This is a genomic window from Chryseobacterium sp. Leaf201 (assembly GCF_001421435.1).
Lineage (GTDB): Bacteria > Bacteroidota > Bacteroidia > Flavobacteriales > Weeksellaceae > Chryseobacterium.
In genome coordinates this window covers 1-14,923 of record NZ_LMKA01000134.1, presented here as the reverse complement: position 1 = coordinate 14,923, position 14,923 = coordinate 1, and the positions used below count along the sequence as shown (strand labels likewise).

Sequence of the window (14,923 nt, the reverse complement as noted above, 5' to 3'; positions counted from 1 at the left end):
TAAAATTCAAATGTACGAATTATTGCCATGCAGTTAAATGATAATCCCTCCGATAACATTCAAAACCCATTTGCCGTTTTCGTATTCAGCAGAATAATCGTTGACAAAACTGCTTCCTGACTTTGAGATATAAAATCTATCCGGATGGGTTTTATCTTTCTTGATTTTAGAAATGCTGCCTCTGGTAACATCGGTCATGTTTACGTAAAAGGTTTTCTTTCTGTCACTTTCCGGACTAAATAAAACCCTTTCATCCGGGCTCACCTGATGGAAATAATCACAATCGCTTTCAAAAACAGTAAACGTATAATGCAGTTCTTTCAGATCAACAGTGGTCTGCGCATAAGTTGGAAGCAATAATTCGTATAGTTCCGTAAACTTATTTTTCACGGAGGTAAACATAGGGTTCAGATCATCAAAATCGCTCATGCCGTCTCCGTCGGTATCTTTGCTGTTCGGATTCAGCCCGAAACTTTGTTCGAAGATATCATTATAGCCATCATGATCAGAATCTCTTGTCAGCTCTTTTAAACTTATTTTAAATAATTTCCCGTCACTTATTGCCGAATAATCGTCATATCCGGGTAACCCGTCAACTTTTACAATTTTTACGAGGCTTCCCTGCAACTGAAGGAAACCGTCTTTTATAATAGGTTGCTCCTGAAGAGTATTCATATAGTAATGGCTGAAGCTCAATCCCACGAAATACGCATGGGGTTTATTATTTTCAATTTTCAGCAGCCAGAACCCCAGCTCATTTCTTCCAAGAGCATACGCAGTATTGCCGGTCTCCTGTTTATGGGAGAATAAGAACTGATCCGAAAATTTTGCTTTAAAAACTTTATAGTCCTCCTCATGGGTTTTCCATCTTTTCTCTGACAGTTCTTCTGATTCGTCATAATGTCTTGACTGAATACTGTCTTCTTTAAAGTTCCGATATTGTTTGAGATCCGTTATTTCGAGATAACCGGGCTTATGCTCCAGGATCTCTTTTACCGTAAGCGGCTCTTTCTCTGTATAGGATTTGAAAGTTTGATCGTGATGATTGGCAAAACACCGGTCTTCAACACTTCGGGAACAGGAAAACAATAAAATAAAAGCAATAAAATATAAGATTCTCATCATTAAAAGTTTAACTCCTGAATGAAAAAATGCCCTTCAGATGTTCCGGACAGACTATTTTTTCATAATCAGGACTTTACATTCAAATGTAAGCAATAAATTATTTTAGGCGGTAACATACTCAGTTTTTACCTTATAAAAATATTTTTCCAGAACAGGTGAGATATATCCATTTATTTTCTAAATTAGCATCAGTTTAATACTTAAAAATTATCTATTATGAAAAATCAGAATTTAACACAGGGAAAAAAATTAAACAAGAAGCAGTTGCGTTCAATCACGGGAGGGCTTATTAATTGTATGACAGGTTGTCCGACCATTGACGGATGTCCTCCGCTTAATGAATACGGGTGCATTACAATTTCTAACACCTGCGCACAGTCCGTATGCAGACCAATGTAAATACATGAATTTATTTTATAGAAATACCGCTTCCCTAAGCGGTATTTTTATAAAATCAATAATTTTCCACTAAACGTGATTTAAGTTAATAATTTTCATAACTTAGCTGTATCAACTCACTAAAAATCAGTTATTATGAAAAATCAGAATTTAACCAACGGTAAAAAGCTAAACAAAAAAGAATTAAGAACAATTAAAGGAGGGAAAGAACAGTGTGTCGATCCTTTTACAGGAGAGTGCAGAAAACGCGGGATCGGCTGTGCTGAACTGCAATGCCAACTCATTCCGGATGTTGAATTTTAAAAAGGAATTTTTTAAACAATTTAAAAGGCGCTCCAAAGTAATACTTTGAAGCGCCTTTCTTATATAACTAACTTTAATATTCTTATACATTGAACCTGAAGTGCATGATGTCGCCATCCTTCACAATATATTCTTTTCCTTCTACGGAAAGCTTTCCGGCTTCTTTTATTTTGGCTTCTGATCCGTAGGTCATGTAGTCATCAAATTTGATAACTTCTGCACGGATGAATCCTTTTTCAAAATCGGTGTGGATGACGCCTGCAGCCTGCGGAGCCGTCCAGCCCTGCCCGATTGTCCAGGCTCTTACTTCTTTCACTCCTGCCGTAAAATAGGTCTGAAGTTTCAGTAAGTCATAGGCTTTTCTGATCAGACGGTTAACACCCGGTTCTGTAAGCCCCAGTTCTTCAAGGAAGATCTCTCTTTCCTCAAAAGTTTCAAGTTCGTTGATATCTGCTTCAATCTGTGCTGCCAGTACTACAACTTCAGCGCCTTCATTTTTAGCCATTTCCTCAATTTTAGGAATCCAATCGTTTCCGTTTTTAATTGAGTTTTCATCTACGTTGCATACGTAAAGCACCGGCTTGTTGGTGAGCAGCTGAACTTCGCTGATGATGGTTCTTGTGGTATCATCCATTGCGAATTCCCTTGCATTCTTACCGTCCTCTAAGAATTTCTGAAGACTTTGAAGAGTTTCATATGCTAAAACATCTTCTTTCTTACCGGACTTGATAAATTTCTTCGCTTTATCAACGGCTTTTCCAACCGTTTCCAGGTCCTTTAACTGAAGCTCTATGTCAATGATTTCCTTATCCCTCATCGGGTCTACGGAACCTTCTACGTGGATGATGTTTCCGTTATCAAAACATCTCAGCACATGGATAATCGCCTCGCACTCCCGGATATTGGCCAGAAACTGGTTCCCCAGTCCTTCCCCTTTACTGGCTCCTTTTACAAGGCCGGCAATATCAACAATCTCTACCACAGCAGGTAATACCCTTTCAGGCTTTACGATTTTTTCCAGCTCGAATAACCTGTGATCCGGTACGGAAACGGTCCCGAGGTTAGGCTCAATGGTACAGAAAGGATAGTTTGCAGACTGGGCTTTGGCGTTGCTCAGGCAGTTAAAAAGGGTTGATTTACCTACATTCGGTAAGCCTACGATTCCACATTTCATATTTTCTTAGCTTTTAGCAATCAGCTTCCGGCTTCTTGCGTGTTAAAAATAAAGGTGTGCAAAGATAGTAATTTTAAAGGGAGTTTCATAATAAAAAAATCTGCCGGCATGCCGGCAGATTCTGTGTAACTATATATGGATAAATTTATTTATGGATTGGCTCCTGTAGCATTCTGTGCCAGTTCGGCATCATCCGGAAGCGTCTCCAGTGTTTTATCAAGGCTGAATAAAGATTCGTCGCTTGCTCTGTCCCCTCCTGCGATTTTTAATTTATCAATCAGGTTCATCGCAAATGTTTCTTCCTCTATCTGTTCTTTTACGAACCATTGAAGGAAATTCCAGGAAGCCCAGTCTTTTTCTTCAAAAGCGATATTCACCAGATTATATATTGCCGTTGTATTATCTACCTCATGTTTGAAAACAAGATCGAAACAGTGCGTAAGGCTTGTCGGCTCTTCGCCCGGTGCAGGAAGTTCTTTAATTTTTGGTTTTCCGCCTCTGTTAAGCACATATTGCATGAACTTTACAGCATGGTCCCTTTCTTCCTGGGCATGACGGAAAAGAAAGTTTGAAATTCCACCGTACCCTTTGTCAGCGGCCCAGATTCCATAATAAAAATACACACGGGACTGTAAATCTTCCGTATTCATCTGGTCACTGAGTGCCTGTTCGAGCCTGGGTGAAAGTCTGTTGGTATTCATAATTTCATATTTATTTTAAGGATTGTACTCGTCATAGTACAAAAATGGTTCCGGGACCCATACATTTTTAGATACAGTCTACTTTCTTATTTTTAACGTATTGAATTAATGAATATTACGGTGATAATTTATAGTTATTCTAAAGTAAAACCCGGCCATTTCATATGGGCCGGTTTGTTTTGTTGTTTCAATATGAGGATTGATAAATAGTTTATCTGATTGACAATGTCTGACAGTATTTGACCACCCCGTCAAAAATCCTCTGAATTTTTGCCACCCCTCCAAGGGAGGGGAATTTTCACCGTTAATCTTTATTGACAACCCATATTAAGCTACTTCACTTTTTTCGCCGTGTAGTCGCTTTCATTGCCCAGGCGGTCAATGGCTTTCACAGCTACAGCGTCCAGGGTTTTGCCGTCTTTGGATTTGGGAATTTCTTTAGAGAGCTGATCCAGGGTCAGGATTTCGGTTTCCCAAACTCCGTTATATTGGGTAAACAGTACCCACTGGAACACCTGACCGATATTTTTGGTACTCCAGCTTACCTGTGCTGAACTTCCATTATCATTGATGAATAAGGTAGGTGCCTGCAGCGGAACAGCTTTCAGCCACGTCGTCCTGGGAACCAGGGCTTTTTCTTTATAAGGCCCGTTTTTCAGAGTAGGAAGCATGTTTGCATTTTTTGTCAGTCCTGCAATGCTCCAGTGGATTTCTCCGGCATCATTCCCCAATACCTGCCTGGAGATTTCAATCTGGTTCCTAATCTCGGTGGGACGGTCTGAAGCCCTTACTTCAACCGTGTTCAGTCCCGGCCAGAGGTGACGGTTCATGGTGTTTTCAGATTTCCACCAGCTCAGCAAAGGTTCAAAAGGCTGACCTTTGGATTCCACCGGCCAGTACAGCTGCGGCGAAAAATAGTCTACCCAGCCTTTGTTCAGCCATAATTTGGCATCGGCATACAGTTCATCATACTGCGAAGACCCTACTATACCCTGAGGATATCCGGGTTTCCAGATCCCGAACGGACTGATTCCGAATCTTACATAATTTTTTTCTGCGTGAATTTCCTTATAGATCCTTTCTACAAATTTATTTACATTATCCCTTCTCCAGTCGGCTCTTGTTAAAGTACCGCCGTTCCGCACATACTCATTCCAGCTGGCAGAATCCGGGAAGTCGGCTCCGTTGTTATAGGTAGCGTACGGATAAAAATAATCATCAAAATGAACCGCATCAATATCATACCTTTTTACAATATCCTTTACTACGTTTGAGACGTGGCCCTGGGTTTTCGGGTTGGCAGGATCAAACCAGTACATCCCGTTTTTCAGCCTGATCACCATATCAGAAAGCTTGTTCACCATAGACAGGCTGTTGACCGAACCGCCGTTGCTGTGATGGGCACGGTAAGGATTCAGCCAGACATGAAGCTCCATGCCTCTTTTGTGCGCCTCTTCAATCCAGAACTGCAGAGGATCATAGTTCGGATACGGTGCCCTGCCTGCCTGTCCGGTCAGAAAATATGACCAGGGTTCTATATTGCTGGTGTACAGGGCATCTGCAGAAGGCCGGGCCTGAAAGATAACGGCGTTAAAATTATTTTCTTCCAGCAGATCCAGCATTCTGATGGCTTCTGCTTTTTGCTGGTCGACGGTCAGGTTGTTTCTGGACGGCCAGTTGATATTCGCCACACTGGCAATCCATGCCCCGCGGAATTCCCTTTTAATCTCGGGAAGAACGGTCCTGAAAACCTCTTCTGCAGGTATTGTCACTGCAGGAGTTGCTGCGACAGGCTTTACCGGAGCGGCCGGTTTAGATTCCTTAACCGGTTTCCTGACGGTTGTATTGGCTTTTTGTGAAGCGCAGGAAGCCATGGCCACTGCAGAAAGAAAGAAGAAAGTTTGCTTGATATTCCGGATGTTCATAGCACAAAAATAATATTATTCTTTTTATTTAAACAGGAAAGAATTTTATTTTAAAACAAAAAGGAAACAGATGAAGGAGATGAGTATATGAAAACAATGAATTTACAGAGCCCTGTATTACTGCTGTACCCTGTCGGCGGAAACAAATCCTTCCGTCCCGTCCGGCATCCTGATATGGTACCACGATCCGCTTCCGGCGATGATTTTAACCGATGTTCTGGACGCTGCTTTTATTACCGGTTCATACTGGGAACCCGGACCTGTACGGAGCGTTGTCCCGGTTTTAACAGACTGTCCTGAAATAATTTTTGAACTGTTTTTAAATACAGGCACCGTGCGTTTCCGGATGTACGGATAAGGGTCTACGGCTCCGCCTGCTGTATAAATCCCGAAATGCAGATGGGGCGGGCCGCCTGCTGCATTTCCTGTATTCCCTACCCTGCCGAGGGTATCACCGGTCTTCACCTGTTTGCCGTCCGTTGTCATCACACTGTCGAGGTGGGCATAATAATAGGAATTCCCCAATACGCCATCCCGCAGCCAGACCTGTTTGCCTCCGAGGCCCTGATTTCCGGTCCGGGTCACAAACCCGTCGGTTACGGCGACGATGGGTGTTCCGCGGGAGGCAAAAATATCAACCCCTTCATGGCTCCTGCCCCCGCCGTCACGGCTCGCACCCCAGAAACTCTGCACATCCCGGTTGGCTTTGCCGGCTACAGGGAAAGCAAGGGAAGGCTGGGTGTAGATCTTAAGCTCCAGGGGTCCGCGGTACCCTATTTCAGGCTGGATAATGATTTTATGCCAGCCGCTGTTTTCAGTAAACCTGGTAAACCTATTGTTTTTAAGCAACCCGCTTTCCGGCTTATCTGTACTGGTATTTTCTTCCAGGATATCGGTAAAGATCTTTGCATCCGGGGCTGCGGTTACCGCTTCAATCACCAGAAGTTCGCCTTTTTTCAGCTCCAGCGAATAGCCTGCCGCATGTATTGCATCATTGCCGTTTGCTGCTATGGTAAGCGGGGTGCCGTCCGTTATTTTGAGTTTACTGGCTGTAGCTGCTGTAAAACCGGCTTTCCATTGGGCCATCAGGCTGTCGGCTCCGGAAAAGCTCCGTTCATATTTGGCACGCTCAGAGGTTTCGAAAATATTTTTCGTCATTTTCAGTCCGTCACAGGAAACAATAATTCCTGCAATTGCTGTAAGAAAAAATAAGTGTTTTAACCGGTTCATGCTTGATTTTATACAAAAATTCAGCCGCAGTTGCTGTGAATGTTTCTCTTTTGCTTTTATATGAAACATTTAAAATCAGGAAAATCCTGATGTATCCCGATGGTGGATAAATAAATAATTTGTAGGATATTCAGTTCAGAATATGGTTGAGCCTCCTGATAATCCTGCCTGCATCTACTGATCGGAAGCTGATATCAATCCACTGTACGGATTTTGGGAGCTTCACCTCAGGCTTATGGATACTCACAATTTACCTTTTTAAACAAGTCGCCGGTTTTCACTGATCCATACCTGTTCTCTGATACAACAATTTATTGTCCTGCCTGTTAAACAGATACATTTTCAGGATAATAATATAACCCGGTCTATAATTTAAACAATACTTTTGCACCGAGAAAAAATTTAATCAAATCAGTTAATATGACTTTAAAATTTAAATCTTTATGCACGATATTATTAATGATATCAGGTTTTTCACTCCATGCACAAACCCTGGATTCTGACGGAGACGGCATCCCCAATTCGATAGACCTTGATGACGATAATGACGGCATTCCGGACTGTGTTGAACGGGGCCTGAATGCTGAAATTTCTGATATTTTCAAACTTGACGGAAGCGCAGTCCAGATCAATAACGAGGAAATCCGTATCACTGCTGCCACCAATTACCAGTCCGGCCAGGCATGGACCTACGGAAAAGTAAATTTTGCCAGGAGTTTTGTCCTGACGTATGATGCTTATCTGGGAACGGATGACAACGGGGCCGACGGACTGGCTACGGTATTTCAGAATTCCCCTGACGGTGTTGATGCAGCGGGAGGTGCAGGCCAGGGAATCGGTGCCCAGGGCATCGCCAACGGAATTGTACTTGAAATCGACACGTATGACAACGGGCCGGTCCTGGGTGATATCTCCAATGATCACGGGCAGATCTGGACTTCAGCCGACCAGGTCAACGGAATGCTGACAACCGCTGTAGACCTGGGTAACCTTGAGGATGGCGCATGGCATACGGTTGTCGTAACCTGGGATTTTCCTTCAAAAACACTTTCCTATACGGTCAGCGGAGTTCTCGCGGGGTCTTATACCTTCCCTGACGCTACCCCGATAACGAGCTATTTCGGAGGGGCAAGCAAAGTTTATTTCGGCTATACGGCTTCAACGGGAGGCGCTGTTAACGAGCAGAGCATCCGGTTTACCAATGTATGCTCCCAGCTTCCGGTAGACCTGGATACTGATGATGACGGAGTGGTAGACCGTTTGGATACCGATTCTGATAAGGATGGCTGCCCGGATGCGCTGGAAGGCAGTGCCGGTGTCCGTTACAACCATGTGCATCCGCTTACCCTCGCTGCTACGGATCCCAACTATGCTTACCGGGGACAGATTAAGGTAACTTTTGACGGTTCCTCTCCGGGAACGCCTTCACAGGTGATCAGTACTTCGGCAAATGCCAACGGTATCCCACAATTGGTCAACGGTGCCGGAAACAATTACAATGCAGTCTCAAACCCCAATAATGCAGCGGGTGTGATGAGTTCTCCGGCCATGACGGTCGGTCAGGACATCGGAACCAGCAAGCTGATCGCCCAGGGAGATCCTGAATGTAACCGTTGCTTCCGTCCTGCCAATACCATCGGAACGGCAGCACCGACTACTTTCGGGATTACGTCATTGGGTAGAGCGGGAATCAACAGCGGCAACTGGCCGATGAAAATGAACGGGGCTTATGCTGCTCTGGATGCCAAGACCAAAGGCCTGGTCATCAACAGGCTGACCACCGCACAGATTTCTGCCATTGCAGTACCGGTAGCCGGAATGATGGTGTTTGATACCACCCTGAACTGCCTGAAACTTTACGACGGTTCTTCATGGAACTGCTATACGAACCAGACCTGTGACGACTTTAACCAATAAACCATTATGAAAAAAATTATAACTGCAACAGCAGCATGTGCGGCAGCACTGCTTTCCGGACAGATTACGGTGGGTAAAACCAATCCGTCCGCCTCTCCTGCCAATGAATTTGTATCCATAGAGTTCGGAAATGCCACAGGCGGAACCAAAGGAATGATCTTGCCGTGGGTAACCAATACGGCAGCACTTGCAGCGCCTGTACCCGGAACACTGATCTTCGACAGTTCAGACCAGAAACTGAAATACGGCATCGGAACAGCGGCAGATGCAACAGCTGTATCGGGGTGGATTGACCTTTCCAACGGCGCCGGAACGCCTGCTGTGCCTAATATCGCTGATCCTGATCCGGAAATCAGTACGGCCGGGACGCGGATCGGCGGAACCCCTGCTGATACCACCAACGGCATCCTGGTGCTGGCTGACACGAATAAAGCGATGGTATTGCCCAGGGTCAACTCCTACCGCGACATTGTCAACCCTAGTGCCGGAATGGTGGTGTATGTTACCTCCAATAACCAGCTTGCCGTATACAACGGCAGGGAATGGACTTTCTGGAGCAAATAGATATAAATAATCAGAAATAAATATATTGAAAAGCAGGAACTGTTTTGGTTCCTGCTTTTTTTTGTAATCATGTCCGGACTTTAAGCTGTTATGAATCTGAATACCTCAGTTATTAAAAACTGTATTCAAGAAATACAAAGCAAAGTACAGCCTTCTGATAACCTGCATAAAAAAACCTTCCGGCACAGAGCCGGAAGGTTGATATGGTCAACAATCCCCGTCAGCATACCTGCTGCAGAGAACCGTATATTTTAATTACGGGATGGTTGATTATGCTTTTGCAGATCTTTCCGTTCTTTTTCTTTCTTCTTCAGAAAGTACTTTCTTTCTCATACGGATGAAGTTCGGGGTTACCTCGATGGCTTCATCACCCTGGATGTATTCCATACATTCTTCCAGAGAGAATAGGATTTTAGGCGCTACACCGGTATCTTTATCTTTTCCGGAAGCCCTCATGTTGTTCAGCTGTTTTGCTTCCACGATGTTTACCACCAGGTCACCAGGCTTGTTCTGTTCCCCGATGATCATCCCGGCGTAGATTTCCTCACCCGGATCCACAAAGAACTTCCCTCTGTCCTGAAGCTTAGCGATAGAATATTCTGTAGCAGGCCCCTGGGTCTTGCTGATCAATACCCCGTTGTTTCTTCCCGGAATTGCTCCTTTGAAAGGCTTGTATTCTGTGAAACGGTGCGCCATGATGGCTTCACCTGCAGTCGCTGTAAGCATCTGAGAACGTAATCCGATCAGACCTCTTGAAGGAATTTCAAATTCCATGTGCTGCATTTCCCCTTTGGTTTCCATGATGTGAAGGTCCCCTTTTCTCTGCGTAGCCAAATCGATTACCCTTGAAGCAAATTCTTCAGGAACGTCCACTACCAAAGATTCGTAAGGCTCACATTTCTCACCGTCGATCTCTCTAAGGATTACCTGCGGCTGACCGATCGTCATTTCATACCCTTCTCTTCTCATCGTTTCAATTAAAACGGATAAGTGAAGAATACCTCTACCGAAAACAAGGAATGTGTTGGCATCATCGGTCTGCTCAACTCTTAATGCTAAGTTTTTCTCCAATTCTTTCGTCAGTCTTTCTTTCAGGTGATTAGACGTTACATATTTACCGTCTTTTCCGAAGAATGGTGAATTGTTGATGGAGAATGTCATGTTCAGCGTAGGCTCGTCAATCGCTGTTCTCGGCAACGGCTCAGGGTTTTCAAGGTCTACGAATGAATCTCCGATCTGGAAGGCATCAAAACCAACTACGGCACAGATATCCCCGGCTTTAACTTCGGTTACTTTTTTCTTTCCTAATCCTTCGAAAACGTATAATTCCTTTACTTTTCCTTTTACGATTTTTCCGTCTGCCTGTGCAAGTCCGATCCACTGGGATTCTTTGATCTCCCCTCTGATTACTTTCCCGATTGCAATTCTTCCTAGGAAAGAAGAGAAATCCAGAGAAACAATCTGCATCTGAAGCGGCCCTTCAGCTACTTTAGGAGCAGGAACATACTGTAAGATACCGTCAAGTAACGGGAAAATATCTTCAGTCTGCTCAAGGGAAGTGTTGAACCAGCCCTGTTTTGAAGAACCGTAGAACGTAGGGAAATCCAGTTGCTCTTCGGTAGCCTCAAGGTTGAAGAACAGGTCAAATACCTGATCGTGAACTTCGTCCGGACGGCAGTTCGGCTTGTCTACTTTATTGATTACCACTAATGGTCTTAATCCTAATTCCAGTGCTTTCTGAAGCACGAATCTTGTCTGCGGCATTGGTCCTTCAAAGGCATCCACCAACAAAATAACCCCGTCTGCCATTTTCAATACTCTTTCTACCTCACCACCGAAATCGGCGTGACCGGGTGTATCGATTACGTTAATTTTCGTGCCTTTATAAGTAACAGAAATATTCTTGGATAAGATCGTGATCCCTCTTTCTCTTTCAAGATCATTGTTATCCATAATTAATTCCCCACTCTCCTGATTTTCTCTGAAAATATTGGTAGCGTGGATGATTTTGTCAACCAAAGTCGTCTTCCCGTGGTCAACGTGTGCGATAATCGCAATATTTCTAATGTTTTGCATAAAAGATTTTTACGGGTGCAAAAATAGTGATTTTTAATTAAAAACTCACCATGAAGTTTTATTTATTAACAAATTCATAATGAGCATTTTAAAACACCACACTTTTCAGCCATCCGTATACCGAGCAATAAGCCTGTGTTTTACAGGAAAAAATCAGGATAGAAAAGCTAATATTTAAATGAAAACGCCGCAGGCATCAGCGGTTAAGCGTTATTCAATTATAACCGTCCCGGAAAGTCCCGGCTCAAAAAGTAAAGCATAACGACCTGAATCAGGACAACTCAACCTGTTTTCAGTAAAAATGATTTCTTTGAAATTTTATGCCTGAAAGCGAGCATCCCAAAAATGGCCCCGGCGGTTCCGCCCATAAAAGTAAATGTCAGCAGATAAGCTTCAGGAATTCTCCTCTTGTGTTTTACGGTTCTTCATTTGTCGATGCCGAAGATGAAAAAGGTGATGAGGGTTGTAATGCTGAACCGGATGATCATATGGTGGCGCAAATCAGGAAAAATAATGGAAGGCCGGAACCAGACCGCTGCACAGCCCGCAAAGTTGTACCTTTCGTTCAATTGATCATCTTCGGGAATGCATTGGATAATATTCAGGAAGCTGATCATTGTTTTTGGGAGAAACTTATTTAATCACTTGCAAAATAGTCTTTCAATTCAAATGTATGATCAGGTAACCAACCCTATATAATTCAATATAAAAGAAATCATTTCCTGCCTACCGCCGGATGTATTATTTTTGTACGGTATTACAAAATAAAACCCATGACTGTAGAAGAATTGGTGGGCAGCTATACTGTCCAGGGCAGCAACCAGGAAGAGACTGGGGAGGTGACTTATCACGGACTGCTGACCCTTTCCCTTGATGAAAACCACCGTATTGTGGCCCAATGGCTGATCGGTGATCATGAGCAGAACGGCACCGGATTTTACAGAGACGGAATCTTAGTCATTAATTTCAGCTACGAAGGCGAGGATGATCACGTCTACAAAGGGACGGCTGTGTACCGCTGCATCGGCCCTGATGTGCTGGATGGGTTCTGGTCTGAGAAACACGGCGATCCACGGTATCTGGGACGTGAGTATGGTGTCCGGATCAGGAGTTCCGGATTTCTGAATTGATGGTCTCCTGCTGAAATGTATGTTTTATGTACTTAACTGGTTTATTGCGTCAGCCTGGATAAGTTGATAACGGCTAACGTCAGTTCGAGTAGAATTCTGAAAGAATTCTGTATCGAGAACCGGTGAACGACAAACCGCAAGCATGTTAATCAGATACTTCCAGATAAGCTAATCCCGTTGATTGATGGGCTACCACCGCCTCTTCAGTGATTTTTCTAAGAAAAATGTATCGAGAAGTTGGTGTTATTAATTCACATATTCTTTTGTCTTGAAACAAAAGAACCAAAAGTTCAAGACCCAAAACTTTCTTAACGCTGCAAATTGAGCCTGCGCTGAAAAGTTTAAACTTGCGCGGATTTAATATAGATATGTTGATCACTATTACCGCCGCGCTTCGGACATAAAACTTTTTTTGGCGGCCCGATCTTTCAATTTGCTTAACGCTGAAAGTTTAATGGTCATTTAAGTCCAAACAACAATACGGTCGATTGATGAACCGCAGACGTCCGTTCGAGTAGAATTCTGAAAAGAATTCTGTATCGAGAACCGGTGAACGACAAACCGCAAGCATGTTAATCAGATACTTCCAGATAAGCTAATCCCGTTGATTGATGAGCTACCACCGTCTCTTCAGTGATTTTTCGAAGAAAAATTGTATTGAGAAGTTGGTGTTAATTTATATATTCTTTTGTCTTGAAACAAAAGAATCAAAAGTTCAAGACCCAAAACTTTCTTAACGCTACAAATTGAGCCTACGCTAAAAAGTTTAAACTTGCGCGGATTTAATATAGGTCTGTTGATCACTATTATAGCCGCGCTTCGGACATAAAACTTTTTTTGATGGCCATCCTCATTCAATTTGCTTAACGCTGAAAGTTTAATGGTCAGTTTCATTTAAGACCAAACAACAATCCTGTCGATCGATGAACCGTAGCCGTCAGTTCGAGTAGAATTCTGAAAGAATTCTGTATCGAGAACCGGTGAATGGCAAACCAAAATTATGTTTAATCAATAACTTCTCGATACACTTCGCTTTGCTTCGTTACTCCTTTAGATTTGTAAAAAGAAAATGATATTTTTATTATGAAGAGAAAAGTGTTTAAGTAAACTAATAATTACTCCGAGTACAACTCATACTTCGATTACTCCTTTAGATTTGTAAAAAGAAAATGATATTTTTATTATGAAGAGAAAAGTGTTTAAGTAAACTAATAATTACTCCGAGTACAACTCATACTTCGATTAAGACTTAAACACTTTCTTATCAAAAACTCAGATAGAAATTCGGGATTGGAGCCCATTATTAAGGAGTTGAGATGATGATAAGTTTCTCTTTCAATTAATCAAAACAAATTTATGGAAAAAGTTTTTATTGGAATTGACATCAGCAAACTAACTCTGGATATTTTCGTTAAAGGATATTGTAAGACACAGCACTATCAAATTGAGAATACTTCGAAAGCTATCAAAAAGTTTTTCAAAAGCTTCCCCAATAATGCAAATACCGTTGTAGGGATGGAGAATACAGGTCGGTATAATTTTGAACTTTACGAAGTTTTAAGTAATATGGATCTGTTGGTTTTTGTTATCAATCCGCTTCATTTAAAGAAAAGCATTGGTCTTTTAAGGGGTAAAAATGATAAACTTGACAGTCAGAGAATCTGTGTTTTTTTGGAGAAAAACCACATGGATCTAGAGCCCTGGATTTCTAAATCTTCAGATATTCAAAAGATAAGCTTACTTAATACTGAGCGCAGGCACAGAGTGAAAATAAGAGCAGGTTTATCAAGGCAGATGAAAGATTTAAGCTTTCTTAAAAACCATACAGATAAAGAAACTGTAAAACTTAACAAGCAGTTAATTTTACTTTTAGATAAACAGATTAAAACAATTGAGAAAAAAATTGTAGAAATTATTGAATCGAACATAGAACTAAGGGACCAATATGAAAGAATACAGACTGTTCCGGGTGTTGGAAAAGTATTAGCCACGATGTTCATTGTTAAGACGAATGGATTTACAGAGATTCAATCGGCAAGAAAGATGGCCTGCTACTCAGGAGTGGTTCCGTTTGATCATCGATCGGGTTCATCAATCTATTACAAACCCCGAGTCTCTACGATGGCTGATAAGGAATTAAAAAAGATTTTACATTTAGCTGCTTTGAGTTCTATAAGATTGAAAAATGATCTTGCTTTATATTTTCAAAGAAAAGTTTTGGAGGGAAAGAATAAGATGTCTGTATTGAATGCAATTAGAAATAAAATCATCCATAGAGTTTATGCCCTAATAAAAAACAATTCTGTCTATGAAAATAAGTTGCATATGTCATAGAAATCGAAGTGACGACTGTGTCCAGTTCTGGACTGCATCAGCGGT

At 42.4% G+C, this 14,923-nt stretch carries 12 protein-coding genes; 5 read left to right on the top strand and 7 right to left on the bottom strand.

The features are described 5' to 3' along the window. Positions 1-33: 33 nt before the first annotated feature. A complete protein-coding gene (locus ASE55_RS18940) occupies positions 34-1,125 on the bottom strand; it encodes a hypothetical protein (RefSeq protein WP_238585086.1) in 1,092 nt (363 codons plus the stop codon). A 534-nt stretch (positions 1,126-1,659) separates the two neighbouring features. On the opposite strand from ASE55_RS18940, the gene ASE55_RS20190 reads away from it, so the two are divergent. Next, positions 1,660-1,827, top strand: a complete 168-nt coding sequence (locus ASE55_RS20190) for a bacteriocin (protein ID WP_128414625.1) — start codon at positions 1,660-1,662, stop codon at positions 1,825-1,827. 82 nt (positions 1,828-1,909) lie between these two features. On the opposite strand, the gene ychF is transcribed toward ASE55_RS20190, so the two are convergent. The 4 genes from ychF to ASE55_RS18920 all read right to left on the bottom strand — a co-directional run bounded on the left by ychF (position 1,910) and on the right by ASE55_RS18920 (position 6,857). Further along, the gene (ychF, locus tag ASE55_RS18935) at positions 1,910-3,001 is read right to left on the bottom strand and encodes a redox-regulated ATPase YchF (RefSeq protein WP_056223372.1); all 1,092 of its coding nucleotides are present in this window, start codon (positions 2,999-3,001) and stop codon (positions 1,910-1,912) included. A 149-nt stretch (positions 3,002-3,150) separates the two neighbouring features. Then, positions 3,151-3,702 (bottom strand): ferritin, encoded by a 552-nt coding sequence (locus tag ASE55_RS18930; protein ID WP_056223370.1) that lies wholly within the window; start codon positions 3,700-3,702, stop codon positions 3,151-3,153. Positions 3,703-4,034: 332 nt separating this feature from the next. Further along, positions 4,035-5,627 (bottom strand): glycoside hydrolase family 10 protein, encoded by a 1,593-nt coding sequence (locus ASE55_RS18925; RefSeq protein WP_056223369.1) that lies wholly within the window; start codon positions 5,625-5,627, stop codon positions 4,035-4,037. A 117-nt stretch (positions 5,628-5,744) separates the two neighbouring features. Continuing rightward, positions 5,745-6,857: a M23 family metallopeptidase gene (locus ASE55_RS18920; protein ID WP_056223367.1), complete on the bottom strand. Its 1,113-nt coding sequence runs from the start codon at positions 6,855-6,857 to the stop codon at positions 5,745-5,747. A gap of 459 nt (positions 6,858-7,316) precedes the next feature. Here ASE55_RS18920 and ASE55_RS18915 point away from each other — a divergent pair, with 459 nt between their 5' ends. Both ASE55_RS18915 and ASE55_RS18910 read left to right on the top strand, forming a co-directional pair. Next, positions 7,317-8,774, top strand: a complete 1,458-nt coding sequence (locus ASE55_RS18915; protein ID WP_157844675.1) for an L-type lectin-domain containing protein — start codon at positions 7,317-7,319, stop codon at positions 8,772-8,774. A 6-nt stretch (positions 8,775-8,780) separates the two neighbouring features. Continuing rightward, entirely contained in the window at positions 8,781-9,338 is a 558-nt protein-coding gene (locus tag ASE55_RS18910; RefSeq protein WP_056223361.1) for a hypothetical protein, read from the top strand. Positions 9,339-9,608: 270 nt separating this feature from the next. On the opposite strand, the gene typA is transcribed toward ASE55_RS18910, so the two are convergent. Together typA and ASE55_RS20985 are read right to left on the bottom strand one after the other, a co-directional pair. Further along, positions 9,609-11,414, bottom strand: coding sequence for a translational GTPase TypA (gene typA, locus ASE55_RS18905; protein WP_056223359.1), 1,806 nt, complete (start codon positions 11,412-11,414; stop codon positions 9,609-9,611). 281 nt (positions 11,415-11,695) lie between these two features. Then, the gene (locus tag ASE55_RS20985; protein WP_410493070.1) at positions 11,696-11,782 is read right to left on the bottom strand and encodes a DUF1294 domain-containing protein; all 87 of its coding nucleotides are present in this window, start codon (positions 11,780-11,782) and stop codon (positions 11,696-11,698) included. 405 nt (positions 11,783-12,187) lie between these two features. Here ASE55_RS20985 and ASE55_RS18895 point away from each other — a divergent pair, with 405 nt between their 5' ends. After that, the gene (locus ASE55_RS18895; protein WP_056223355.1) at positions 12,188-12,544 is read left to right on the top strand and encodes a hypothetical protein; all 357 of its coding nucleotides are present in this window, start codon (positions 12,188-12,190) and stop codon (positions 12,542-12,544) included. A 1,356-nt stretch (positions 12,545-13,900) separates the two neighbouring features. Further along, complete coding sequence (locus ASE55_RS18885) at positions 13,901-14,878, top strand: IS110 family transposase (protein ID WP_056223351.1); 978 nt, start codon at positions 13,901-13,903, stop codon at positions 14,876-14,878. Positions 14,879-14,923: the final 45 nt, after the last annotated feature.